Below are 20,778 nucleotides of genomic sequence, written 5' to 3'. Positions count from 1 at the left end.
CCCCGGACGCGGGCGCGGCGCGCCCCGTGGTGCGGGGCGGCGGGGACGGGGGCGGGGTCGGGGGCGGGCTGGGAAGGGCCACCCGGCCCGCCCCGGATGTCGACTGGTCGACTTGGTGCGCTCCTCCCGCCTTGACCCGTGATCAACCGACGTCCCGGACGTTGTACCGCCAGAAACGCCGATGCGAGAGTGAGGTCCACCGTGCGGGACAACCTGGCGGAGATGATCAAGGCGACCGGGGCGGAACTCGGCTTCGCGAAGCGGTTGCTGGGCGAAGCCGGCGAGGTGGCGTGGGACCGCCTGCTCGACTGGCTCGTCGACGACTACTTCAGAGTGGTCGCACACGGACTGGAGAACATCCCGGCCGAGGGCCCGGCCGTGATCGCCGTCAACCACTCGGGCGCCTGGGGCCTCGACGCCTTCGTACTGGACAAGGTCCTGGGGAGAGCACTGGACCGACGGGTCCGCTTCCTCGCCGCCCCGTTCGTCTTCCGGACCCCCATCCTCGGGCGGCACGCACGCCGCAACGGCGCGCTCCCCATCGGGCCGACCGCGGGCGTCGACCACCTGAACCAGGGCCGGCTCGTCGGGGTGTACCCGGAGGGCATCGCCGGTCTGGAGAAGCCGTTCACCGAGCGGTACCGCCTCCGCGCCTTCAGCCCGGGCTTCGCGGTCGCGGCCATCCGCTCGGGGGCCCCGGTGGTGCCGATCGGGATCGTCGGGGCCGAGGAGGCGTGTCCCAAGCTCGGTGAGGTGCCGACGCTCGCACGGCTCCTCGGGATGCCGTACTTCCCGGTCACCACGCCGTTCCCGCTGCCCTCCAACTGGACGATCACCATCGGGAAACCCATTGCGGCGCCGGTCCGGCCCGAGGGCCTGGCCGAACGCCGGGATGCCGCCCGACGGCTCAGCGACACCACGCGTACCGCCGTCCAGGAGCTGCTCGACCGTGAACTGGCCGAACGCGAGACGCCGTTCGACTGATCTGCGCCTGCTCCCGTCCCCATGCCACCGGAGGCAGCGGCGGCCCTCGCCGGACTTCACCGGCGCGCGAGAACTGGCCCGGACGCACCGCCGGCACCGATAACGCGCCACTGACGCGGGGCCGACGGCCGATGGCCGTCGACGATCAGGCACCGGAGTTGGCGGCTCGCAAACGGGTGCTCGTACCGCGGGCGGCGGTAGGTTTTCCGACTGACCAGGACTCAGCAGCATCATGTCGGGAGAACTCGTGCACCGCAGAACGCTCTTGAAGACCGCCGCGGCCGCTGCCGTGGGCGCGCCGCTGGCATCGCTGGCGTCGCCGACCAGCGCGCAGGCGGCCGGCGTCTACCACGTGGCCGTCTGTGAGCAGGCGAGGAACCAGATCCTCATTCACCCCGTCGCCCCGAACGTGGACTGGTCGCCGGCTACTCGGTTGTGGCGCTGGACGCCGCCCGCCGAGCAGGCCTGGGGCATGCTCTCCGACGTCAAGTTCCGCAACACCACGGCGTTCGGCTGGGTCGCCCTGGTCACCGCCTCCGGCGGCAAGGTCGGCATCGTGAACATGGGTGACGGCGACGGGCTGCTCTGGCAGGCGCAGCCCAACGGCAACCCGCACTCCATTGAGCGCATACCCGACATCGGCGTCATCGTGACCGCTTCCTCGGAACAGCGCGACCCGAAAGCGAAGCCGAAGACGCGCGACGCCTACCCGGGGTACCTGACGATCTACGCGCCCACCAACTCGGACGACCCCAGCACGCTCGCCCAGGTCGACACGATCGACTACCAGGGTGCGCACGGCCTCTGGTACGACGGCATCCACCTGTGGGCGCTGGGCACGTGGACCATCACCAAATACCAGATCACCGGCAGCCACCGCGACTCCCGGCTCGTGAAGGTCTGGGGGCACACCTTCCCCGACGGGCACCCCTTCAACGGCCACGGCCTCGACACCGACCACAGTGACCCCGGCTACCTGCTGCTCACCGGAGGCGGCAGCGTCCAGCGGCTCAACAAGTCGACGGGGGCCCTCTCGCCGATGAAGCCGTCGAGCGACGGTGTGAAGTCCTTCGCCCGGATCGCCTCCGGCGAATCCTTCTGGCAGCAAGCCGCGAGCGCGACGACCCACACGAACTACTTCCTCCAGTTCTTCGACAGCTCCGGCGCTTCCGTTGAGCATCGCAACCTCGTGGGGTACGGATACGACGGCCAGTTCTACAAGGCTCGCCTGTCCAGCGTCGATTTCACCTGACCTCCACCGGCGCGGCCGTCGACAGCACCTGGGACCGTCCCCTGTTCGCGACGGGGTCAGGACCGCGGAGCGTGCGGATGTCGCCTCCGGTGGTGTTCGCGACGGTATGTGGCGGCGATATCTAACTGTATGTCATGATCCGTGCATGAACCTGAGTGACGTCGAGGTCCGGCCGCTGCAGCTGACCGATCTCCATGCCGTTCTGGGCCTCGGGCACCGGGCGTTCGACGTGCAGGCGATGCCATACACCTCGTGGTCACTGTCGTCGGTGGCCGCGCACTGGGACGCCCAGCCGGGCGCCTGCTGGATCGCCCGCGACGAGGAGGGACTGCTGGGCTTCGTGCTCGGGTCCCTGTCCTACGACGAGCGGGAGGACTGGGGATACCTGGAGTGGATCGCGTTGGAGGACCGCGCCCGGGGCCGGGGAGTCGCGAGCGCCCTGGTCGAGCGCTGCTGCGACGCGCTCTTCGCCGCGGGGGCGTCCCGGATCATCACCGACGTGGAGAGCGGCAACGCGGCCTCGGCCGCGATGATGCGGCGCAACGGGTTCGCCGAGAAGGTCACCGTCACCCTCTTCGTCCGTACGAACCCGCAGGAACAGCCCGGTACGACCACGCACTCCCTCCAGGACCCCGCCCGGTCCCGCCTGCGCCGCGCGGCGCGGGCCACCGAATCACGCCACCGCCCCTCCAACGGTCCCGCGTGAGCGGGCCGGGGCGGCTGACGTCCGCCGCCCACCCCTATGACGGCGGCGGGCCCTGGGTGAGGGCGCGAGCTGCGGCGAACTCCTCGCGGGACGCCTCCTCGGCCAGGTCCAGGTAGCCATACGCGTCATCGCCGAAGGGGATCCGCAGGGGTGTGGGGCCGTCGGCGGCCACGATGGCGAGGACCCGGGCCGCGAAGTCCTCGGGGCGGCCCGTCTCGGGGTTCTCCGCGAGACCGCGCGCGCCGTCGAGCATCTCGCGGTTGGTCGCGTCGTACGCGGGGACGCGGTGGCGCGCTTCGGTCATGGAGGTGCCGTAGCGCGTGGCGAACATCCCCGGTTCGAGCACCGTCACGCGGATGTTGTGCGGCGCGGCTTCGACGGCGAGGGTCTGGCTCATCCCTTCGAGGGCGTGCTTCCCGGCGGTGTAGGCGGCCAGGCCGGGGAAGGCCATCCGGCCGACCACGGAGGAGACGTTGATGATGTGCCCGTGCCCTTGGGACCGCATCAGCGGCAGGAACGAGACGGGTGAGTCGCCAGGGGCCCACCACCAGGGTCTCCAACTGGTCGCGCAGTTCCGCGTCCGAGACTTCTTCGACCGCGCCGAACAGGCCGATGCCGGCGTTGTTGACGAGGATGTCGATCCCGCCGAGGCGGTCGGCCGCGGTGCGGACGGCCTCCTCGCAGGAAGCGGCGTCACGCAGTTCGAGCGGGACCGCGATGATGCGTCCGGGCCAGGCGGCGGCTAGTGCCGCGAGGTCGGCGGCCTTGCGAGCCGCCACCGCCAGGTCGTCTCCGGACCGGGCCGCGGCCAGGGCATGCCCGAGACCGGAGGAGCAACCCGTGATCAGCCAGCGTCTTCCCATCGTTCCCCCGTGGTGACTGAGCCGTTCCGGATGATCTGCGTGGCGTCCGTGCGCCCGTGGTGCGACCGGGTGTGCCCGCAGGAGCCGTGTTAACTCGGCTGTATCCGCGGCGTCGTGGTCGCACGCGGCGCGTCGTCGCACCGCTCACGTGGTCGGGTCGTGTCGTGTCGTGTCGTGTCGTGAACGGCTGTGAGACACCCGCGCGGTCGCCGGCTTCCGCGGTCGCGCTCGCCTCGGCCCGGGCGGCAGTTCATGGTCGGGGGCGGCGTCCTACGGTCATCCCTCGTGCGGGGGCGCACGGAGGCGCGCGGGCGCACGTTCGGGCGCGCGAGCTACCTGCGATCGCGCCCCGCGCGCCCTCGGACGGATCGCGTCCGGCAGCGCGCGGCAGCGGCGTGACGCCTTGCCGACGAAGGCGCCCCTACGCACGGGCGGGGCGGCACCCGTACGGTTGCCGCCCCGCCCCGCAGTCCTACCGCCCGCCGGTCAGAGGCGGTGCGGTCCGTCGTAGTAGCCGCCGACCTGGCGGTGGTAGTCCTCGTTGCCGAGATGGGTCTCCTTGTCGAACTCCGGAGCCGCCTTTATCTCGTCCTTGGTCCGGCCGACGTAGATCTTCTCTTCCTGCGCGTCGATCCGCTCGATCGTTCCCGCCGGAAGGAGGACTTCCTTGCCGAAGATCCACGGACCGGTGTCGACCACGATGTACGCGGACCCGACTTCGTCGGAGTGCTTGTCGACCTTGCCGATGGACCCGTCCTTGGCCTCGACCTTATAACCCGTCAGGTCGGCACCGGCCAGACGGCCGGACGTCTCGCGGTAACCCCACACATTCTCAGTCATGCGAACAACTCCTCCATCAAGTCGGTATCAGCGTCCGCTTCCTCCCCGCCGATTTCACACCGGAGAGGCGCGGTGGCGCCCGATCATCGCCTGCCCCTTTGTATTCGCTCCATGCGGCACGACCGCCCCTTTCTCCGGAGCCTGGCCACATCACGACAGCCGCCGCCCGTTCGACCAGCCGAAAGGGCGGTGCGGCGCTGAAGGCGGGTGCGGGGCCGCCGCGTCCACGTCCGCGTCGGTGCGGGCGTTCTGCCGAACCAAGGGCATGGCCCATTCGGCCATGCCCCTCCCCCACCACGACGGCGACTACGCGATCACGGCGATGTACTCCGTACCCGACGACGCGTGGTACCTGAAACTGGACGTCGTCGCCAGTCAACGGACCGTGGTGACCGCGGTCGTTCCCGACGAGGACCCGGCACGAGAACCGACCGTGAGCTTCCACCCCGAGGGATCGCTGGAGGTCCCGTACGAGGTCATGCGCTGGTTCATGGACCAGGTCGCGGAGGAAATCCGCACGGCTCGCGCCTGGATGAGGCTGCGGCCCGAACTCGTCGTCGCCATGCGCGCATTGCGCCAGGAGCACCAGGGTTTCATCAGCGATGAGGACCTCCCCCAGGTCCTCGCGGAGGTGCGCGCGACGATTCCCGAGGTGGACGTCCCCGCCGTCCTCGCGGCCGCCTTCGGGCGCGGGCCGGACGGCGCCACCGCGGGGTAGCGGGAGAAGAGCGTCGCTGGCTAGTGCCGTGACCGGGAAGGTGCACCGGGTCGCGGCGCCCGGCACGGCGCCTCGGGTGGGACATACGAATGCGGTGGGGCCCATGTCGGAAGACATGGGCCCCACCGCGTCGTTCGGACAGAACAATCCGGCTACCAGCGGTACCAGCGGCCGCTGCTGCTCTTGGGACGGGCCACAAAACCGAGCAGCCATATGACCAGCACCGCGATCGCGACCCACCAAAGGACCTTCACCGCGAAACCTGCACCGAAAAGGATCAGAGCGAGCAGAAGAACAAGAAGCAGGGGAACCATATTTATCAACCTCCAGGCAATCGAGTGCCCTCACCCCGCCTGAGCATGCGTGGAGAACTTCCCTGATTACCATCTGATCGAGCGGGCAGCAGAATCTCCCCGCGGGTGGCCCGCCATCGCCGCCGTAGCCGCCATAGCCACCAGACAGGGAATCGCCTCCCCACAGGCACCGGCAGCCCCCACAGCACCGATCCGACGCATCCGACCTGACCCTGCGGGCATACGTGCACCGGGAGGTGGGCCGCGTATGTCCGAGTGGGGCGAAGTGACCGGGTCGGCGAAGAAGGCGCTGTGCGGGGTGGCCGGATACGTCCGGCGGGGGATCACGTCGGCGGGCAGCGAGCGTGACGACCTGCTGCTGCACGGCAAGACCGTGGTGGCCGCCATGGGCGCGTGGATGCTCGCCCGCCACTTCCTCCCCGTGGCAGTGGCCACCTTCGCCCCCTTCACCGCGATGGTCACACTCCAGGCGACGGTGTACCGCTCCCTGCGCGACTGCGCCCAGTACCTGGTGGCCATGACCGCCGGAGCGGCCCTCGCCGCGACGCTGGCGGCCGCGATCGGCATCCACGGCTGGACCTTCGGACTGCTCACGCTCATCGCCCTCGCGATCGGCCGCTTCCGGCCCCTGGGCCGGCACGGCACGCAGGTCGCGGTGGTCGGCTTCTTCGCCTTCTCTTCCGGGCACGGCCGCATCGACTACATCGGCCACCTCGTGGCCTCCGTCGCCATCGGCGCCGTCTGTGGGCTGTCCGCCCACCTCGCGCTCGCTCCCGCACGCCACACCCGCCACCGGCAAGAGGCCGTCGCCGCCCTGTACTCGCAGATCCACGAGGGCGTCGGCCGCCTCGCCGAGGCGAGCGCCGCGCAGACCGCCGACCACGACCACGACCACGACCACGACCAGGTTCGCCGACTGCGCGGCGAGTGGCGGACGCTGGCCAGCGAAGCGGACCGGATCCGGCAGGCCGTCGACACCGAGAGGGAGAACAGCCGCCTCAACCCGCGTCGGAGCGTCGACGGCACCGGAGAAGCCCTCCCCCGAGCGCACACGGCACTCGATGTGGCACAGCGGTGCCTCGGCCATCTCCGGTCCATCAGCCGCAGCCTCGACTACGCCATGGACAGCGGGGAGCTGGCCGCCGTCCCCGCCTCGTTCCGCCTCGCCTACGCACCCCTGCTGCGCACGGCCGCCACCGCGATGCAGCAGGTCGGTCAGGCCGCGCGCACCGATACGTCCCTTCTCAACGAGGTCCTCGAGAGGGCGTCGACCGAACTCGACCGCGCTCAGCACGTGGCGCTGACCGCCCAGGGCACGTCGGCCGCCGCGTCCGCCCTCCAGGGCACGCTCCTCACCGATGCGGGCCGCCTGATGGAGGAACTCCGCCACGGCCGCAGGACCCTGGCGCCCGCCGACTGAGGAACCGGAAGGGTGCCAGGAGGGCCGCTCTCGCCGATCTCGCCGCTCTCGCCGTTTCCGCCGCTCGGTCCGCCCGCCCCCGTGAGCGCACGGGCCCTGCCGGAACTCGGGCCTGCCGGGACTGGGGCCTGGCGGAACTCGGGCCTGCCGGAATTCGGGCCTGCCAGAACTCGGCGGTCTAGCGGATCTGGTCGGCCGCCCACGCGGCCCACTCGCGGCGCATCGCGTTGAAGCGGAGGCCGTATTCCAAGGCGATCTTGCCGTTCACCGACAGCGGGTCGTCGCCCCAGTCGATGGAGTCGGCCAGCCGGCGCAAGGCCTCGTGCTCCTGCTCCGACAGCTGCATGAGCTCGGTGAGGTAGCTCCGCGCCTGGTCGGGCGTGATCACGTTGAGGAAGAAGACCCGCAGCAGGATGTCGCTCCGGGTGTTGCGCTGGGGCTTGATCTCCGTCAGCCAGTGGCGCAGCTCGGTCAGCCCCTGGTCGGTGAGGGTGTACTCCTTGCGGCCGCGCGGTCCCTGGGCCGACGCGCTGATCAGCCCGTTGTCGGCGAGCTTGGACAGCTCTGTGTACATCTGGCTCTGCGTGGCGGGCCAGACGTTGGCCAAAGAGGTCTCGAAGCGCTTCAGCAGGTCGTAGCCGCTGGCGGGGCGCTCTGACAGGAGTCCGAGGAGGGCGTGTCGAAGGCTCATGCCATCACCCTACCCTCCACTCTTGACATGTCGAGGGTGGAGCTTCTAGTTTCAACATGTCAAAGCAGGAACGTCAACATACGGGGTCTTCCATGTCGTACGTGCGCACCTTCCTCCCCTGGATCGTCTTCGCGGTGTTCCCGTCCGCCCAGTGGCAGTGGGGGGCGCTCGCCGGTCTGCTGGTGGCGGTGGCGGTGACCGCCCAGCAGCGCCGGACGGGAGTCGGCTTCGACGCACTGATCATGGAGACCGGCTCTGCCGTCTTCTTCGCGGTCCTGGCGCTCGTCGCCTTCGCAGACCCCCACTCGGCCGCCCACGCCTACTCGGCAGCGCTGTCCTCAGCCACCCTGGCCCTCATCGCCGGGGCCTCGCTGCTCGTGGGCAAGCCGTTCACGCTGGGCATCGCCAAGCGCACCACCCCGCCCGAGGTCTGGGGCCTCAAGCCCTTCGTCCGGGTCAACGTCGTCATCACCACCGCATGGACCGCCGCCTTCGCCGTCACGGCCGGCGCGCTCGCGGCCCTCGCCCACGCCGGCCAGGGCCACTCCACGACGGCGACACTCGTCCAGGCCGCCGGGTTCGTCGCCCCCATGCTGTTCACCGTCCGCTACGTCGCCACCGCCCAGGCCAAAGCCAGGGGTTAGTGCCGGACACCCGGCCCCGTACACGCCTCGGTCGGGCACGTGCGTCCCGGTCTGCGACTCGGTCTGCGGCCTGACCTGCGGCGCGGTAGAACCGGATCTCCGATGGTCCCGCGAACGTTGACGGCAGCCGGAAGGGGCAGCGACCTGCGGCGTCTCCGGACAGGTCAGGCGCTTTCGGCCTGGAACATCCAGTGGTGCTTTTCGAGGTCGCCCGTCAGGCCGATCAGGATGTCCTCGGTCACCGGGTCGGCGTCACCGGTGGCTCGGATGCGGTCCCGCATGCGGGTGATCACCGCGCCGAGGGCGTCCACGAGGACCCGTACGGCGTCCACGTCCTTGACCCAGCCCGCCTGGACCTCGCTGATGCCGCTGGACGAGGCCACCGAGGAGGCTCGGCCGTCGGGGGGCACGCCGAGCGCCGAAGCGCGTTCCGCGACCACGTCCGAGTGGGTGCGGGCCGAGGCCACGACGTCGTCGAGCTGGAGGTGGACGGACCGGAAGCGAGGGCCCACGACGTTCCAGTGCACCTGCTTGGCGACCAGCGCCAAGTCGATCAGGTCGACCAGCGCGCCTTGCAGGGCCTCGCCGACGATCTTCAGGTCGGCTTCCGGGAGGGCACTCTTCACCACGGACACAGGGAGCTCCATTCTTCACGCGATCGGCGGCGGCCCCGTGCCACGCGGGTGGGACTCTGGGACTCTGGCACCACCGACCTCGGTAATCGGTCGATAGGCCACTTACCCCCCTGAGGCGGATGAAAACCGGCGCCGGGTGGCGTCGGGAGCAGCCAGCCTGTGGAGGCCCGTATGACCCGCTCGATCCGCTCGATCCGCTCGTGGACGTACCCCTTGTCCGCGGCCGCCTCACTCGTGGCGCTCGCCGCGGGCGCCACCGGATGCTCGGGGGACAGTACGCCCTCCAGCGTGGCCTCGAAGGCGGCCTCGGCCGTGCAGTCGGTCGGGGCGGACCTCGACTCCGCGGCCGCCGACGCCAAGAAGAAGCTCGACAGCGTGAAGGACGGCGCCGACGCGAAGAGCGACGTCCGCCTGGGCACGCCGGCCAAGGACGCCGACGGTCGCAGCACTGTGCCCGTGAGCGTCTCGAACACCGCGACGGGCAAGAAGTCGTACGCGGTGCAGGTCAACTTCCGCGACAGCGGGGGCAATCTCCTCGACACGGTCGTGGTGACGGTGTCGGACGTCGCCCCCGGCGCCAAGGGCGAGGCAACGGCCCGCAGCACCCGGAGCCTTTCGGGCGACGTCAAGGCCGAGGTGGGCACTGCCCTGCGCTACTGACACTGCGCTGCCGACCCGGTGTCGCAGCGTCCGGCCGCGCGGATTCGAGTCCGTCAGCGGGCACGGTGACGGGCCCGGCCGCCACGTCCGTAGGCAAGGGCGAGGGCCAGGATCATCGGTGCGATGAACAGAATCAGCGTTCCCATTACGGCGCTCCCTCTCGTCCGGTACACGTCCGGTACACGTCCCCCGCGCCTTGCCCCTTCCTGGTGCCGTAAACGTCGGACCGGCCCGTTGTCAGACCCCTCTTCTACGATCCCGATCATGGTTCTCGCCGTCCGGGGCACACGGGTGGAGACGGACCCGCCCGTCAGCGCGACGCCTGGAGGCGAACGGATGAGCAACATGACCGTCACCGAGTCGGCACTCGAAGCGGTCCACGAGACCCTTCGCCTCTTCCGGCACGGCGCCTACGGGGTCTCCTGCCCGGACTGCTCCGCTCAGCCGGGCGCGCTCTGCCGGACCCGCCGGACCATCCACCGCGGCCGTCGGGACGCGTACCGGCACCAGACCCGCGGGCTGGGCGGCGCGGGTACGCTCCTTCCGGCAGCGGCGGTGTGACCTCAGCGGGCCGCGGCGAGCGCTGACGCGTCGGCCTTGTAGGGCGCGAAGCCGGCGTTGTCCTTGCAGCCGAGCTGCTCGAAGGTGTTGGCCTTGGTCTCCGGGTCGGTCCGCAGCAGGTGGAACTTGCAGGCGCCCTTGATGTAGCGGCCCTCGACGCCGCCGGGGAAGTCGACCTCCTTGTTCCACAGGTAGGGGGAGTTGTAGTTGTTCGTGCGCGCGGTGGCGTTCACGTCGATGCCGCCGGGGGCGTAGATCTCGTAGACCCAGCCGGTCTTCTCGGCGCCGTAGGTGGCGAACTTCTGGGCCACCCACCTCTCGCACGAGGTGCTGAGGTGAGCGCTGTTCTGGCCGCCGCCCTTGACGATGTACTCGGCGAGCGGGCTCAGCTGGTCACCCCGGGGCGTGAACCCGGTCTGGAAGATGCTCTCGACGGTCTCCCGGGTGTCGCCGCGCCACAGGGTGTTGACGTCGCTGCGCCACTGCCACGCCTCCGCCGTCGCGGCGGACGCGACGGAACGGGCGATCGTCGGGTTGGTCGTCGTGCGCCACCAGTCCCAGGCCCGGTACTCGACCACTGGCCCGCAGGGCGCGGTCAGTTCGTCCTGGGGCGCGGCGGGTGCGGCCGCGGCCGGTGCGACGGCAGCGGCGGCCACGGCCGCGGAGACGAGGGAAACGACGGCGAGGACCCGGAGAGCGGCCTGCAACATGGTGGGGAGCCCGATCAGTTGATCAATGTGACGGCTCCTGTATAGGGCCGGCGGGCACCCCGGGCCGGGCGCGGTCCGCTCAATCCACCCGCACGGGCGGATCAGTCGTACCGGCGAATCGATCCGTCAGCGTGTGAGCCGCGGCGTCTGCCGGGCCAACGGAAGCGGACCCCGCCACCTGGGTGGTCGGGGCCCGCTCCGCCGGTCGCGCGGCCGCTCATGCGTCCGGTTCACGGTCCGGCGAGATCGCTACTGGCTGTCCGGGAGGGTCAGGCGGGGCGTCCGCCGAACGGCACGTCCGGCCCGGACGTCGCGCCGGGGCCGTAGTAGCTGCCCAGCGTCTCGTGGTACCCGGGGTCGCCGAGGTGCTTGTCCCGGTCGAACTCCGGAGCTGCCTTGATCTGCTCCTTGGTCCGGTTGACGTAGATCTTCTGGTCCTCGCCGTACGGCTCCTCGCCTGCCCCCGGCATCGGATTCCACACTCAGGCGGCGGCCGTCCCGGAGCGGGCGCAGACCACCGTCCGCTCCTTCTCCGTGAGGCCGCCCCACACTCCGTACGGCTCCCCAACGCCGAGCGCGTGCGACAGGCACTGCTCCCGGACCGGGCAGGTCGCGCACACGGCCTTGGCCGCCTCCTCCCGTGCCGCGCGTTCCTGGCCCCGCTCACCGGCCGGGTGGAAGAACCCGTCCGATCCCTGGCCGCGACAGGCCGCCTCCTCCTGCCAGATCCAGTGGTGTTCCGCCCGGCCCGGCAGGTGCGACACCTTCGCCATGTTCTTGCCTCCCTGTTCACGGCCCTCGGGGGGTACCTCGTGTCCGCCTCGTGTCCGCCTGTTCACCCACCTGGCCCCAAAGCCGCGGTCGAAACCCCCCGCGCTCACCCGGGCGGGATTAGGCCCCGGCGGCGGGGGTAGCCGCAGGACCACGGCGCTGCCGGGACACCGGGCCGCGGGCGCCGTCCGCCGTCCCGGCGGCGAACGGCCCGGAGCGATGCGAGGAGGCCGCCATGCCGCGTGGATCCAGCCCCAAGCGGGAGCGCCAGTACGAGCACATCAAGGAGAGCGTCGAGGACCGCGGCGGGAGCGCGAAGCGGGCCGAGGAGATCGCCGCCCGGACCGTGAACAAGGAACGCGCCCGTGCCGGGGAGTCGAAGACCGCGAGCAAGGCCTCCCTCGGGGACATGTCCTCGTCCAAGCGCGGCGGTCTGCGCTCGCACAGTGGCGCCCAGGGACCCACCTACGACCAGCTGTACGAAGAGGCCAAGCGCCGCGACATCCACGGGCGCTCTTCGATGAACAAGGCTGAACTGAAGCAGAAGCTCGGCCACTGACAGCCCCGGACAGCCCCGGACGTCCATCGACGGCCCTCGACCGCCGTTGGCGCCGCCAGTGAGGAGAACCAGGAACCATGCCGTTGACCCGATCGCCCGCCGAGGCCGCTCCGAAGGTGGCCGAGGCCGCTCCGACGGCGACGGAGCCCGACCTGCCGACGGCCCGGGGGCCCGTGTCCGCGGTGGTCATCGCCGCTCTGCGGGCCGGGGGCGGCCGGTCCCTGCCGGACGACTCGGCCGTCGCGCGGACGGACCCGTACGGCGAAGACCTGCACATGGCCTTGTACGTGCTGTACGAACTCCACTACCGGGGCTTCGCGGGTGTGGGTGAGGCCCTCGAATGGGACCCCGGCCTGCTGCGGCTGCGCCGCGCGCTCGAGGAGCGTTTCCTGGCCGCGCTGCGCGAGGACGTCCCCGCGGACCGCACGGCAGCGGAGGTCTTCGACGAGCTGCTCGTCGAGCCGGTCGCCCAGGTGGGCAGCGTCTCGGGCCACCTCGCGCACGACGGCGAACTGTGGCAGATGCGGGAGTACGCGGCGTTGCGCTCCCTCTACCACCTCAAGGAGGCGGACCCGCACGCGTGGGTCATCCCCCGGCTGCGGGGCAGGGCCAAGGCCGCCATGGTCGCGATCGAGTTCGACGAATTCGGCGGAGGGCGGGCGGAGCACATGCACTCGCGGCTCTTCGCGGACCTCATGCGGGACCTGGACCTGGATCCCGGCTACGGCCGCTACCTCGACGCGGCCCCGGCCGAGGCCCTGGCGACCGTCAACCTGATGTCCCTGTTCGGGCTCCACCGCGCGCTGCGCGGAGCCCTGGTGGGTCATTTCGGCTGTGTCGAGGTGACCTCCTCGCCCGGCTCGCGCCGACTCGCCGACGCGATGCGGCGGCTGGGAGCCGGAGCCGCGGCCGAGCACTTCTACGCCGAGCACGTGGAGGCCGACGCCGTGCACGAGCAGCTCGTACGCCGGGAGGTCATCGCCGGTCTCCTGGAGGACGAGCCGCACCTCGACGCGGACGTCGCCTTCGGCGCGGACGCCACGAACTTCCTCGACGACCGGCTGGGCGAGGTCCTGCTGGCCGCGTGGGGGCGCGGGGATTCGGCGCTCACCGTTGCGCTCGTCGACCGCTGAGCCCTCCCCCGGCCGGGTGGCGTCAGGGCCTTGGGGCTTCGCTTCTTCCACCGGGCGCCACTGCCACTGAGCGCCCACGCATACCACTGGGTTCCGTCGCGTTCCACTGAGAGCAGGTGTCCCCCATGTCGGACGATCCGAACGGCAACGTTTCCGCGAGGGCGCTCCCCCGCCGTATCCGAGGGGACCGGGCCGGGGGTCCGCTGCTCGTCGACGGGCCGGTGGAGTTCGTCCTCGACGACGGGACCACCGCCGCCTCCGACCGGATGGTGGTGGCCGTCTGCACCTGCGGACGCAGCCGCATCTACCCCTGGTGCGACACCAGTCACCGTGCCCGGGCGAAGAGCGGCCCCGGCGCGGACACCACTCGACGTACCGGGCCGACAGGGAGGGCGGAGGAATGAACCGGGCCGCACTGTTCGACATCGACGGAACCCTCGTCGACAGCAACCACCTGCACGTCACGTCCTGGTGGGAGGCCCTTCGGCAGGCCGGCCACGACGTCTCCATGCGCGCCGTCCACCGGGCCATCGGCCTCCCCGCCGAGGACCTCCTGGCCCAGCTGCTCGGCAGCGGGCGCGACACGGACCAGGACGAGGCGCTCAGCACCGCGCACGACACCCTCTACGGAACCTACTTCGAACGGCTGCCACGACTGGCGTCGGCCGATGAGCTGCTGCGCGCGCTCCACGGCGAGGGCTGGCGCGTCGTGCTCGTCACCTCCGCGGGAGGAAGCGAACTCGACGCCCTGACCAAGGCCATCGGCGCGGACGACGCCATCACCGCGACCGCCAGCGCCGACGACGTCGAGAACGGGAAGCCCGCGCCGGACCAGGTCCAGCACGCGCTGGAGCTGGCGGACGCCACGGCTCGCGGGTCCGTCCTGGTCGGTGACAGCGTGTGGGACATGAAGGCCGGTACGCGGGCGGGTGTCGCCTGCGTCGGCCTGCTCAGCGGGGGCATCCCCCAGGCGGACCTCGAGGACGCGGGGGCCGTGGCGGTCTACGAGGACCCCGCCGACCTCCTGCGCCACCTGGCGCGGAGCCCGTTCGCGCGCGGACGGTGACGCCGAGGCGTCGGCGCCGTCACGTTCCGGGCCCCGTCACGTTCCGGGCCCTGTCCGGCCGGGTCGCGTCTCGCCGCGCGTCATGGCGGTGATCACGGCGGATACGACGGTGGTCGCGACGAGGCTGCCCGCCATGACGAGGCCCACGCCGACCACGAACAGTCCGCTGGAGTCGTCCGACCAGTCGTAACCGGCGGCGGCGGTCAGGCCTGCGGTGGTGCCGAGTGCGTAGACCGCGCCGCCGTAGCGGGACACCGCCCAGTACGCCGGTGCCAGCAGGGTCAGTACGAGCCCGATGACCTGCCACGCCTCGTACGGTCCGGTCGTCGTCCCGTCGGGCTGGACGTCGCGGTGCTGGTCCCAGCCCAGCCAGGCGGCCCATAGCGCCGACGTCACCACGGCCAGCACGAGGACCGCCGCCAGCCGGAACACGGGTTTCGGAGATCGCTGTCGCATGCCCCAAGCCTCCCCGATCGGCCGGCCCCTGTCGTCACCCGTGCGGCACCGCGATGAACAGCGACGCGATGGACGCCACCGCGGGTGGACAGGACCGCGACGGACAGCACCGCGGCAGCGCTGGTGTTGTTCGACGGCTTCGGGTCGGGGTGAGGGAGTCGACCGTGGCCGTGTTGGCGAGGCCCGAGCCGTTGCCGGTGTGGGACGGGTCCGGCTTCACCTTGATGACCCAGGTGAAGGAGGCGCCGGGGGCCAACGGCCGGTCTGAGCCGGAGCGCCCGCCGGGTCAATCCCGTGACCCCGGGTCCGCCATATCGAGTGGCCGGGACCGGCGCCGACTGCGTGTTCCCCCGCCCGAACGGCCGGGGGCTGTAAGAAAACGGCACCGGCAACCGTCCGGAGCGAGCCGAGGAGTACGCGGATGACCGCAGGACCAGCAGCCGGGCGCGTTCCCGCAGACGGGGACGGTTCGCGGAAAGCCGCCGCCCAGAGGGAGACGGCGGGAAGGGCGACCGGCATTCTGATGGCGCTGGTGCCCTGTACGGCCGTCACCGCGCGCCGGATCCTGGACAACGCCGCCCGTACGGCGGGCACGACGCCGGGCGAGACCGCTCGGGCCGTCGAGGTGCTCCGTACCGAGGACCCCGCCGATGTTCCCCGCGCCCTCGTCCAGGTGCTGCGGGACGAGGTGGACCACGCCCGGACGCCGCCGGTGCACCCGGCGAACGTGGTGCTGCCGCCTCCGTTCATCCTGCGGCAGCACCTGAACCACCTGCGGGGCGCACGCCGACGGACGGTGGACGCGCCCGGGGACGCCACCGTGCGCGCCGAGCTGGAGAGCGCCGCCTACATGCTGTGCGTCCTCATGGGAGAACGGGGCGTCCACGGCGCGCTGACGGCCGCCGAGGAGCACCTCGCCTGTCAGGGGCTTCCGGCGCTCCTGCCGGACGGCTCCCGGCCGCCTGCCGAGCGGGACCCTCGCTGACCACACCGCACCGGGCGCCCCGGTGTGCGTGGAGGGGCGGGGCGCGGGTATCCGCAGGGTGATCCCATCCAGGTACTCGCACCACGGGAGGTGCAGCCGTGCGTACGCCGTCGGAACACGATGCCCACTACCTGCTCGGTCTCTACCTGAACGACCACCTGGCGGGAGCCACCGCCGGGGTCGACCTGCTGAAACGGACCGCGAAGAGCCACCGGGGCGGCCCCCTCGGCCCCCAGCTGGAGCGCCTGGCGCGGGAGGTCGCGCAGGACCGCGCGTCCCTCAAGGAGATGATGCGGAGCCTGGGCGTGCCGGAACGCCGGTCGCGGGCCGCGCTGGGCTGGCTCGGGGAGAAGGCGGGGCGTCTCAAGCTCAACGGACGCCTCCTGTCCCGTTCTCCGCTCAGCGACGTCCTCGAACTGGAGGCCATGCGGCTGGGAGTCCAGGGCAAACGGTCCTGCTGGCTCTCCCTGCGCACCCTCGCGGACAGCGACGAGCGCATCGACACCCAGCGGCTCGCGCGGCTCCTGGAACGGGCGGACAAGCAGGCCGAGACGCTCGAAGACCTGCGCACGATGTCCGCCGCACGGGTCTTCGACCCCGGCGCCACCGGCCCCGCCCGGCCCAGCGCCCGTCGGCACCTGCGGCCCCATACTCCCGGTGGCCAGGGGTAGGCGCGGGCCATGGACACTCATTCCCCGCATCCGAGGGTCGGCGGCAGCGGCCCCGGCCCCGTGCTCGCAGCCGTGGAACGCCTGGAGCAGTCCTCGCTGCCCGATCCGCTGATCGGTGTGGTCCGCCGGGCCGTACGGGCCGTGCCGCTGGGGCCGGTCCGCGATGTGCTGCACGGTCGGCCCCTGGGTCACCCAGCCCACCCCCTCCTCGTGCAGGTACCGATCGGCACCTGGCTCTCGGCGGCCGCCCTGGACCTGCTGCCGGGCCAGCGCCGCGCCGCGCAGGTCCTGGTCGGGGCGGGTCTGGCCGCGGCGGTGCCCGCCGCGGTGTCGGGCTGGGTCGACTGGGCGGAGCTCCCGCCGGAGCAGGCCCGTACCGGCATCGTGCACGCCCTGGCCAACAGCGCGGGAGTACTGCTCTACGCGGGCTCGTTCCTCGCGCGCACGCGCGGCCGGGTCTGGCGCGGCAAGGCACTGGCCATGGCGGGACTGGCCGCCGTGGGCGCTGCCGGGGCGCTGGGCGGGCACCTCGCCTACCGGCAGGCGGCCGGGGCGAACCACGCCGAGCAGGTGGCGCACCTGGTCGGCGAGGGCTGGCACCGGATGGGGCCACTGTCCGGTTTTCCCGTGGGCCGGGCGGTGCGCGCCGGTGTGAACGGGGTGGACGTGGTCGTCGTGCGCGAGGACGGCGGGCCCGTACGGGTCCTCGCCGACCGGTGCTCCCACATGGCCGGTCCGCTGTCGGAGGGCGAGGTGGTCGACGGCTGCGTCCGGTGCCCGTGGCACGGCAGCCTGTTCCGCCTCTCGGACGGCTGGAACGTCGAAGGTCCGGCCACCGCTCCCCAGCCCGCCTTCGAGACGCGCGTGGTCGACGGGTACCTCGAGGCCCGGATGCGCCGCTCCCACGAGCGGCGCTCCTCCGCGCGCTGAGCGCCTGAGCGGCGCGCCTGTCCTTCCCGCGGACCGCTCCACCACGGCCGACGGCCCGGGACGCGTCTCGCGTCCCGGGCCGTTCCCGGTTCGTTCTGGCGGAGCCGATGGCTCAGACCTCGCCGCGCCAGGAGCCGGTCTCCCGGCCGCGGTCCTCGATGTACTCCTTGAACCGCTTCAGGTCACCGGTGATCTGTCGCTTCACGAAGCCGAGCTTGTCGCCCACGGTCTCCGTGAACCCCTCCGGGTCGTAGTCGAGCTGGAGCATCACCTTGGTCTTGGTGGCGTCCAGGCGGTGGAAGGTGACGACACCCGCCTGCTTGACCTCGCCGCCGAGGGTGGTCCAGGCGACCCTCTCGTCGGGGAGCTGTTCGGTGATCTCCGCCTCGAACTCCTTCGTGACGCCACCGACCTTCGCCACCCAGTGCGTCATGGTGTCGGTACGCTGGTCGATCCGCTCCACACCCTCCATGAAGTGGGGGAACGTCTCGAACTGCGTCCACTGGTTGTAGGCGGTACGCACCGGAACATCGACCTCGACGGACTCTTCGACCTTCGACACGGGACTACACGTCCTTCCTGCTCGCGGTAACCGGGCCGGACGGCCCGGCCGTACTCCGACGCCCTTGCCCGCCTCCCGCGGGTCCATTCCCCCGGGAACGGCGGTCCGGCCGGTCAGCCCGGCCAGACGCCCGTCACGCGCCGGGTGGCGACCGCGCCGGACCGGTCCACGGCGGCCTTCACGACAGCGAAGATCGCCCCCTGGATGGCGGCCGCCAGGAGGATCTCCTTCCAGGAGCGGTGCTCGTCGGTGGCGTCGGGGGCGTCTCCCTCTCCCTCGATCAGCTTCCAGGCCTGTTTGAACACGAGTCCGGCGAGCATGCCGCTGGTGGCGCCCAGGACCAGTCCGACCGGCTTGTAGGCGATCTTCGTCCCGTTCATCGGCGCCCCCGGCTCCGGCGGACGACGAGGAACAGGATCACGGCTCCGCCGATCACCAGCAGCGGGGTCCGGCCGACGCGCGTCGCGCTCGCGCGGGCCTGCCCGGCCGCTTGGACCGCCTTCTCCCGCACCGCGTCGGGCGTCTTCTCCCGGAGCAGCTGCGCGGCCTGTTCGGCCTTGTCCCGGACCTGCCCGGCGACCACGGCGGCCTTCTCCGTCACCTGCTCCTTGGCGGCTTCCGTCTTCTGCCTGGCCTGCGCCTTGACGTCGGCCTTGGCCGCCAGTGCCTCCACGGTGCGGCCGAGCTCGTCGCGGGTGTGCTCGATCCGCTCGCGCAGTTCTCCGGCGTCGTGGGTGGATGCGTCGTGGGTGGATGCGTCGTGGGACTTCTCGCTCATCGGTGTGCCCTCTCCTTGATCTCGGCCACGTCGGCCTTGACGCTGTCGATGGTCTGCTGGGGCGCGGGCGTGCCGGCCTTCGCGATCTGCTTCTTGCCGGACAGCGCCAGCACGGCGGCCGTGACGGCGAGCACCGCGGTCACGATCAGGGCGGAGGCCCACACCGGCAGGACCAGGGCCAGGGCGGCGATACCCGTCACCACCAGGGCTTGGGCCGCCAGGATGCCGAGGAGTCCGGCGCCACCGAGCAGGCCGCCGCCGCTCCCGAACCGCTTCCCCTTCTGTGTCATCTCAGCGCGCGCCAGCTGCATCTCCTCGCGCACCAGCTCGGAGATCTGCTGTGACGCCCGCGATACCAGAACGCCCACCGAGTCGTCGGTGGCGGCCCGCTGTTCCGTCGTACTCACGTTCACCCACCTCATTCATGAATCCGCGCGGTATGCGTGTGTCTCGCGGCTACCCGCCAATCGGTGAGTCACCCGCCGGAAGTCCGGGAACCCCGTGGATTTCCGGACCGCCGACCGCTCGTGCGGTGGTGATCACTCCAGGCGGCGGCGGTCCTCGTCGCTCCACGCCCGGGTGTCGCGGGGCCGCACGTAGGGCTCCTCGTCCTTGGGCAGCCCCTCGGCGATCGCGCGCTGGCGCGCCAGCTCCGCGTCGAACTCCAGCCCGAGGAGGATGGCGAGGTTGGTGATCCACAGCCAGACCAGGAAGACGATGATGCCCGCGACCGTGCCGTACGTCTTGTTGTACGAGGCGAAGTTGGCGACGTAGAAGGCGAAGCCCGCCGACGCGATCATCCAGATCAGCAGGGCCAGGAAGCTGCCCGGGGTCACCCACTTGAATCCACGGCCCTTGGCGTTCGGCGCCGCCCAGTACAGGAGCGCGATCATGATCGTGACGAGCAGGACCAGGACCGGCCACTTCGCGATCGACCACACCAGCAGCGCGCTGTCGCCGATGCCCAGTTCGGCGCCCGCCCGCCGGGCCAGCCCCCCGGTGAAGACCACGATCAGGGCGACGGCGCAGGCGAGGACCATCAATGTCACGGTCAGCGCGAGGCGGAGCGGGAGGATCTTCCACACCGGGCGGCCCTCGGGCACGTCGTACACCGCGTTCGAGGCACGGATGAAGGCGGCGACGTACCCGGAGGCCGACCACAGGGCCACGAGCAGACCGACGACCGCCAGCAGCGAACCGGCACCGCTGTGGCCCTGCAGCTGTTGCACCGCCGAACTGGTCACTTCCCGTGCCGATGCGGGAGCCAGCTGCTGGAAGTTGTCCAGCACCCGCTGGGTCGCGGAGTCACTCGCCATGCCCAGCAGGGACACCAGGACGAGGAGGGCCGGGAACATCGCCAGGACCCCGTAGTAGGTCAGGGCCGCCGCGCGGTCGGACAGCTCGTCCTTGGTGAATTCGCCCACCGTCCGGCGCGCCACCGCCCACCACGACCGTTTCGACAGGTCGGAGGGCCCATCGGGGCCCCGCTGGCCGGTCGGCCCGGCCTGGCTTTCCGGCCCGGCGTGGCTTCCCGGGCCGACCTGGCTTCCCTGGCCTACCCTGCCTACCCGGCCGTCCTCTCCCGGGACGCCGTCCCCGTCGTTGACCGGACGCTCGTCCTCGCGGCCTGCCTTCGATGTGTTCTCCATGCCGTGCGGATGTCCACCCCGGCGGCACTCATGCCGGTACGGCGGCGATCCGGTGCTCCGCTGCCCGTTCGACCCCGGCTGGAGGACCCCGCTCGCTAGATGAATGAGTCCAAGGGATGACCTGCGGACATAGGACGAGGGCATCCAGAGTCTGTGTGTGAAGACCGACTTGGACACCCTCGCCACAGCACTCTATGCCCGGATCGACGACGAGTTGAAG

The 20,778-nt window shown here is 71.3% G+C and carries 29 protein-coding genes and 1 pseudogene; 15 read left to right on the top strand and 15 right to left on the bottom strand.

Features of this window, described 5'->3' with window-relative positions; all coding sequences use genetic code 11:
• Positions 1-201: 201 nt before the first annotated feature.
• The 3 genes from QMF80_RS35730 (at position 202) to QMF80_RS35720 (ending at position 2,942) form a co-directional block, all read left to right on the top strand.
• Complete coding sequence (locus tag QMF80_RS35730; RefSeq protein WP_283461209.1) at positions 202-984, top strand: lysophospholipid acyltransferase family protein; 783 nt, start codon at positions 202-204, stop codon at positions 982-984.
• Positions 985-1,231: 247 nt separating this feature from the next.
• Complete coding sequence (locus QMF80_RS35725) at positions 1,232-2,236, top strand: DUF6528 family protein (protein WP_283461207.1); 1,005 nt, start codon at positions 1,232-1,234, stop codon at positions 2,234-2,236.
• A gap of 145 nt (positions 2,237-2,381) precedes the next feature.
• The gene (locus tag QMF80_RS35720; protein ID WP_283461205.1) at positions 2,382-2,942 is read left to right on the top strand and encodes a GNAT family N-acetyltransferase; all 561 of its coding nucleotides are present in this window, start codon (positions 2,382-2,384) and stop codon (positions 2,940-2,942) included.
• 34 nt (positions 2,943-2,976) lie between these two features.
• On the opposite strand, the gene QMF80_RS35715 is transcribed toward QMF80_RS35720, so the two are convergent.
• From QMF80_RS35715 to QMF80_RS35705, 3 genes and pseudogenes are all read right to left on the bottom strand, one after another.
• Complete coding sequence (locus tag QMF80_RS35715) at positions 2,977-3,447, bottom strand: SDR family NAD(P)-dependent oxidoreductase (RefSeq protein WP_283461203.1); 471 nt, start codon at positions 3,445-3,447, stop codon at positions 2,977-2,979.
• 73 nt (positions 3,448-3,520) lie between these two features.
• Positions 3,521-3,805: pseudogene (locus tag QMF80_RS35710) on the bottom strand (SDR family NAD(P)-dependent oxidoreductase); the annotation flags it as partial.
• 486 nt (positions 3,806-4,291) lie between these two features.
• Positions 4,292-4,645: a PRC-barrel domain containing protein gene (locus tag QMF80_RS35705; protein WP_283461201.1), complete on the bottom strand. Its 354-nt coding sequence runs from the start codon at positions 4,643-4,645 to the stop codon at positions 4,292-4,294.
• A gap of 280 nt (positions 4,646-4,925) precedes the next feature.
• Between QMF80_RS35705 and QMF80_RS35700 the strand changes: the two genes are divergently transcribed.
• Positions 4,926-5,363, top strand: a complete 438-nt coding sequence (locus QMF80_RS35700; RefSeq protein WP_283461198.1) for a hypothetical protein — start codon at positions 4,926-4,928, stop codon at positions 5,361-5,363.
• 152 nt (positions 5,364-5,515) lie between these two features.
• Here QMF80_RS35700 and QMF80_RS35695 read toward each other — a convergent pair whose 3' ends face one another.
• Entirely contained in the window at positions 5,516-5,677 is a 162-nt protein-coding gene (locus QMF80_RS35695) for a hydrophobic protein (protein WP_283461197.1), read from the bottom strand.
• Positions 5,678-5,924: 247 nt separating this feature from the next.
• Between QMF80_RS35695 and QMF80_RS35690 the strand changes: the two genes are divergently transcribed.
• The gene (locus QMF80_RS35690; RefSeq protein WP_283461195.1) at positions 5,925-7,097 is read left to right on the top strand and encodes an aromatic acid exporter family protein; all 1,173 of its coding nucleotides are present in this window, start codon (positions 5,925-5,927) and stop codon (positions 7,095-7,097) included.
• A 178-nt stretch (positions 7,098-7,275) separates the two neighbouring features.
• Here the strand turns inward: QMF80_RS35690 and QMF80_RS35685 are convergent, their stop codons facing one another.
• Positions 7,276-7,788: a PadR family transcriptional regulator gene (locus tag QMF80_RS35685; protein ID WP_283461193.1), complete on the bottom strand. Its 513-nt coding sequence runs from the start codon at positions 7,786-7,788 to the stop codon at positions 7,276-7,278.
• Positions 7,789-7,880: 92 nt separating this feature from the next.
• Between QMF80_RS35685 and QMF80_RS35680 the strand changes: the two genes are divergently transcribed.
• The gene (locus tag QMF80_RS35680) at positions 7,881-8,432 is read left to right on the top strand and encodes a hypothetical protein (protein ID WP_283461191.1); all 552 of its coding nucleotides are present in this window, start codon (positions 7,881-7,883) and stop codon (positions 8,430-8,432) included.
• Positions 8,433-8,596: 164 nt separating this feature from the next.
• On the opposite strand, the gene QMF80_RS35675 is transcribed toward QMF80_RS35680, so the two are convergent.
• Complete coding sequence (locus QMF80_RS35675; RefSeq protein WP_283461189.1) at positions 8,597-9,067, bottom strand: Dps family protein; 471 nt, start codon at positions 9,065-9,067, stop codon at positions 8,597-8,599.
• A 171-nt stretch (positions 9,068-9,238) separates the two neighbouring features.
• Here QMF80_RS35675 and QMF80_RS35670 point away from each other — a divergent pair, with 171 nt between their 5' ends.
• Together QMF80_RS35670 and QMF80_RS35665 are read left to right on the top strand one after the other, a co-directional pair.
• Complete coding sequence (locus tag QMF80_RS35670; RefSeq protein ID WP_283461187.1) at positions 9,239-9,727, top strand: hypothetical protein; 489 nt, start codon at positions 9,239-9,241, stop codon at positions 9,725-9,727.
• 264 nt (positions 9,728-9,991) lie between these two features.
• Complete coding sequence (locus QMF80_RS35665) at positions 9,992-10,288, top strand: zinc finger domain-containing protein (protein ID WP_283461185.1); 297 nt, start codon at positions 9,992-9,994, stop codon at positions 10,286-10,288.
• 2 nt (positions 10,289-10,290) lie between these two features.
• Here the strand turns inward: QMF80_RS35665 and QMF80_RS35660 are convergent, their stop codons facing one another.
• From QMF80_RS35660 to QMF80_RS35650, 3 genes are all read right to left on the bottom strand, one after another.
• On the bottom strand, positions 10,291-10,998 hold the full coding sequence (locus QMF80_RS35660; RefSeq protein WP_283461183.1) for a scabin-related ADP-ribosyltransferase: 708 nt from the start codon (positions 10,996-10,998) through the stop codon (positions 10,291-10,293).
• A gap of 269 nt (positions 10,999-11,267) precedes the next feature.
• A complete protein-coding gene (locus QMF80_RS35655; RefSeq protein WP_283461211.1) occupies positions 11,268-11,468 on the bottom strand; it encodes a hypothetical protein in 201 nt (66 codons plus the stop codon).
• 12 nt (positions 11,469-11,480) lie between these two features.
• Positions 11,481-11,771 carry a WhiB family transcriptional regulator gene (locus QMF80_RS35650; RefSeq protein ID WP_283461181.1) on the bottom strand — a complete coding sequence of 97 codons (291 nt, stop codon included), beginning with the start codon at positions 11,769-11,771 and terminating at the stop codon, positions 11,481-11,483.
• Between the two features lie 233 nt (positions 11,772-12,004).
• Here QMF80_RS35650 and QMF80_RS35645 point away from each other — a divergent pair, with 233 nt between their 5' ends.
• From QMF80_RS35645 to QMF80_RS35630, 4 genes are all read left to right on the top strand, one after another.
• Entirely contained in the window at positions 12,005-12,328 is a 324-nt protein-coding gene (locus QMF80_RS35645) for a plasmid stabilization protein (RefSeq protein WP_283461179.1), read from the top strand.
• A gap of 77 nt (positions 12,329-12,405) precedes the next feature.
• The gene (locus QMF80_RS35640; protein WP_283461178.1) at positions 12,406-13,461 is read left to right on the top strand and encodes an iron-containing redox enzyme family protein; all 1,056 of its coding nucleotides are present in this window, start codon (positions 12,406-12,408) and stop codon (positions 13,459-13,461) included.
• A 125-nt stretch (positions 13,462-13,586) separates the two neighbouring features.
• On the top strand, positions 13,587-13,865 hold the full coding sequence (locus QMF80_RS35635; RefSeq protein WP_283461176.1) for a CDGSH iron-sulfur domain-containing protein: 279 nt from the start codon (positions 13,587-13,589) through the stop codon (positions 13,863-13,865).
• A complete protein-coding gene (locus tag QMF80_RS35630) occupies positions 13,862-14,527 on the top strand; it encodes an HAD family hydrolase (protein ID WP_283461174.1) in 666 nt (221 codons plus the stop codon). Before QMF80_RS35635 ends, QMF80_RS35630 begins: the two co-directional genes overlap by 4 nt.
• Before the next feature lie 36 nt (positions 14,528-14,563).
• Here QMF80_RS35630 and QMF80_RS35625 read toward each other — a convergent pair whose 3' ends face one another.
• On the bottom strand, positions 14,564-14,983 hold the full coding sequence (locus tag QMF80_RS35625) for a hypothetical protein (RefSeq protein WP_283461171.1): 420 nt from the start codon (positions 14,981-14,983) through the stop codon (positions 14,564-14,566).
• 421 nt (positions 14,984-15,404) lie between these two features.
• On the opposite strand from QMF80_RS35625, the gene QMF80_RS35620 reads away from it, so the two are divergent.
• The 3 genes from QMF80_RS35620 (at position 15,405) to QMF80_RS35610 (ending at position 17,569) form a co-directional block, all read left to right on the top strand.
• Complete coding sequence (locus QMF80_RS35620; RefSeq protein WP_283461170.1) at positions 15,405-15,968, top strand: DUF5133 domain-containing protein; 564 nt, start codon at positions 15,405-15,407, stop codon at positions 15,966-15,968.
• Positions 15,969-16,066: 98 nt separating this feature from the next.
• The gene (locus QMF80_RS35615; RefSeq protein WP_283461168.1) at positions 16,067-16,639 is read left to right on the top strand and encodes a hypothetical protein; all 573 of its coding nucleotides are present in this window, start codon (positions 16,067-16,069) and stop codon (positions 16,637-16,639) included.
• A 9-nt stretch (positions 16,640-16,648) separates the two neighbouring features.
• On the top strand, positions 16,649-17,569 hold the full coding sequence (locus tag QMF80_RS35610) for a Rieske (2Fe-2S) protein (RefSeq protein WP_283461167.1): 921 nt from the start codon (positions 16,649-16,651) through the stop codon (positions 17,567-17,569).
• A 112-nt stretch (positions 17,570-17,681) separates the two neighbouring features.
• On the opposite strand, the gene QMF80_RS35605 is transcribed toward QMF80_RS35610, so the two are convergent.
• The 5 genes from QMF80_RS35605 to QMF80_RS35585 all read right to left on the bottom strand — a co-directional run bounded on the left by QMF80_RS35605 (position 17,682) and on the right by QMF80_RS35585 (position 20,558).
• Positions 17,682-18,131 (bottom strand): SRPBCC family protein, encoded by a 450-nt coding sequence (locus QMF80_RS35605; RefSeq protein ID WP_283461164.1) that lies wholly within the window; start codon positions 18,129-18,131, stop codon positions 17,682-17,684.
• Between the two features lie 113 nt (positions 18,132-18,244).
• Positions 18,245-18,511, bottom strand: coding sequence for a DUF4235 domain-containing protein (locus QMF80_RS35600; protein ID WP_283461162.1), 267 nt, complete (start codon positions 18,509-18,511; stop codon positions 18,245-18,247).
• Entirely contained in the window at positions 18,508-18,909 is a 402-nt protein-coding gene (locus tag QMF80_RS35595) for a DUF3618 domain-containing protein (protein ID WP_283461160.1), read from the bottom strand. The genes QMF80_RS35600 and QMF80_RS35595 overlap by 4 nt, the downstream gene beginning before the upstream one ends.
• Positions 18,906-19,331, bottom strand: a complete 426-nt coding sequence (locus QMF80_RS35590; RefSeq protein WP_283461158.1) for a phage holin family protein — start codon at positions 19,329-19,331, stop codon at positions 18,906-18,908. The genes QMF80_RS35595 and QMF80_RS35590 overlap by 4 nt, the downstream gene beginning before the upstream one ends.
• A 117-nt stretch (positions 19,332-19,448) precedes the next feature.
• A complete protein-coding gene (locus tag QMF80_RS35585) occupies positions 19,449-20,558 on the bottom strand; it encodes a YihY/virulence factor BrkB family protein (RefSeq protein ID WP_283461156.1) in 1,110 nt (369 codons plus the stop codon).
• Between the last annotated feature and the right edge of the window lie 220 nt (positions 20,559-20,778).

The sequence above is a fragment of the Streptomyces sp. G-G2 genome, from assembly GCF_030063135.1.
Classification (GTDB): Bacteria; Actinomycetota; Actinomycetes; order Streptomycetales; family Streptomycetaceae; genus Streptomyces.
Note: the sequence above shows the minus strand (reverse complement) of the source record. Positions and strands in the feature narration are given on the sequence as shown.

What these genes read in the sequence shown, in the direction of transcription:
- QMF80_RS35720 (WP_283461205.1), top strand. Translation starts at nt 2,382, where the DNA reads ATGAACCTGAGTGACGTCGAGGTCCGGCCGCTGCAGCTGACCGATCTC.
- QMF80_RS35715 (WP_283461203.1), bottom strand. Translation starts at nt 3,447, where the DNA reads ATGCGGTCCCAAGGGCACGGGCACATCATCAACGTCTCCTCCGTGGTC.
- QMF80_RS35705 (WP_283461201.1), bottom strand. Translation starts at nt 4,645, where the DNA reads ATGACTGAGAATGTGTGGGGTTACCGCGAGACGTCCGGCCGTCTGGCC.
- QMF80_RS35700 (WP_283461198.1), top strand. Translation starts at nt 4,926, where the DNA reads ATGCCCCTCCCCCACCACGACGGCGACTACGCGATCACGGCGATGTAC.
- QMF80_RS35695 (WP_283461197.1), bottom strand. Translation starts at nt 5,677, where the DNA reads ATGGTTCCCCTGCTTCTTGTTCTTCTGCTCGCTCTGATCCTTTTCGGT.
- QMF80_RS35690 (WP_283461195.1), top strand. Translation starts at nt 5,925, where the DNA reads ATGTCCGAGTGGGGCGAAGTGACCGGGTCGGCGAAGAAGGCGCTGTGC.
- QMF80_RS35685 (WP_283461193.1), bottom strand. Translation starts at nt 7,788, where the DNA reads ATGAGCCTTCGACACGCCCTCCTCGGACTCCTGTCAGAGCGCCCCGCC.
- QMF80_RS35680 (WP_283461191.1), top strand. Translation starts at nt 7,881, where the DNA reads ATGTCGTACGTGCGCACCTTCCTCCCCTGGATCGTCTTCGCGGTGTTC.
- QMF80_RS35670 (WP_283461187.1), top strand. Translation starts at nt 9,239, where the DNA reads ATGACCCGCTCGATCCGCTCGATCCGCTCGTGGACGTACCCCTTGTCC.
- QMF80_RS35665 (WP_283461185.1), top strand. Translation starts at nt 9,992, where the DNA reads ATGGTTCTCGCCGTCCGGGGCACACGGGTGGAGACGGACCCGCCCGTC.
- QMF80_RS35660 (WP_283461183.1), bottom strand. Translation starts at nt 10,998, where the DNA reads ATGTTGCAGGCCGCTCTCCGGGTCCTCGCCGTCGTTTCCCTCGTCTCC.
- QMF80_RS35655 (WP_283461211.1), bottom strand. Translation starts at nt 11,468, where the DNA reads ATGCCGGGGGCAGGCGAGGAGCCGTACGGCGAGGACCAGAAGATCTAC.
- QMF80_RS35650 (WP_283461181.1), bottom strand. Translation starts at nt 11,771, where the DNA reads ATGGCGAAGGTGTCGCACCTGCCGGGCCGGGCGGAACACCACTGGATC.
- QMF80_RS35645 (WP_283461179.1), top strand. Translation starts at nt 12,005, where the DNA reads ATGCCGCGTGGATCCAGCCCCAAGCGGGAGCGCCAGTACGAGCACATC.
- QMF80_RS35640 (WP_283461178.1), top strand. Translation starts at nt 12,406, where the DNA reads ATGCCGTTGACCCGATCGCCCGCCGAGGCCGCTCCGAAGGTGGCCGAG.
- QMF80_RS35635 (WP_283461176.1), top strand. Translation starts at nt 13,587, where the DNA reads ATGTCGGACGATCCGAACGGCAACGTTTCCGCGAGGGCGCTCCCCCGC.
- QMF80_RS35630 (WP_283461174.1), top strand. Translation starts at nt 13,862, where the DNA reads ATGAACCGGGCCGCACTGTTCGACATCGACGGAACCCTCGTCGACAGC.
- QMF80_RS35625 (WP_283461171.1), bottom strand. Translation starts at nt 14,983, where the DNA reads ATGCGACAGCGATCTCCGAAACCCGTGTTCCGGCTGGCGGCGGTCCTC.
- QMF80_RS35620 (WP_283461170.1), top strand. Translation starts at nt 15,405, where the DNA reads ATGACCGCAGGACCAGCAGCCGGGCGCGTTCCCGCAGACGGGGACGGT.
- QMF80_RS35610 (WP_283461167.1), top strand. Translation starts at nt 16,649, where the DNA reads ATGGACACTCATTCCCCGCATCCGAGGGTCGGCGGCAGCGGCCCCGGC.
- QMF80_RS35600 (WP_283461162.1), bottom strand. Translation starts at nt 18,511, where the DNA reads ATGAACGGGACGAAGATCGCCTACAAGCCGGTCGGACTGGTCCTGGGC.
- QMF80_RS35595 (WP_283461160.1), bottom strand. Translation starts at nt 18,909, where the DNA reads ATGAGCGAGAAGTCCCACGACGCATCCACCCACGACGCATCCACCCAC.
- QMF80_RS35590 (WP_283461158.1), bottom strand. Translation starts at nt 19,331, where the DNA reads ATGAGGTGGGTGAACGTGAGTACGACGGAACAGCGGGCCGCCACCGAC.
- QMF80_RS35585 (WP_283461156.1), bottom strand. Translation starts at nt 20,558, where the DNA reads ATGGAGAACACATCGAAGGCAGGCCGCGAGGACGAGCGTCCGGTCAAC.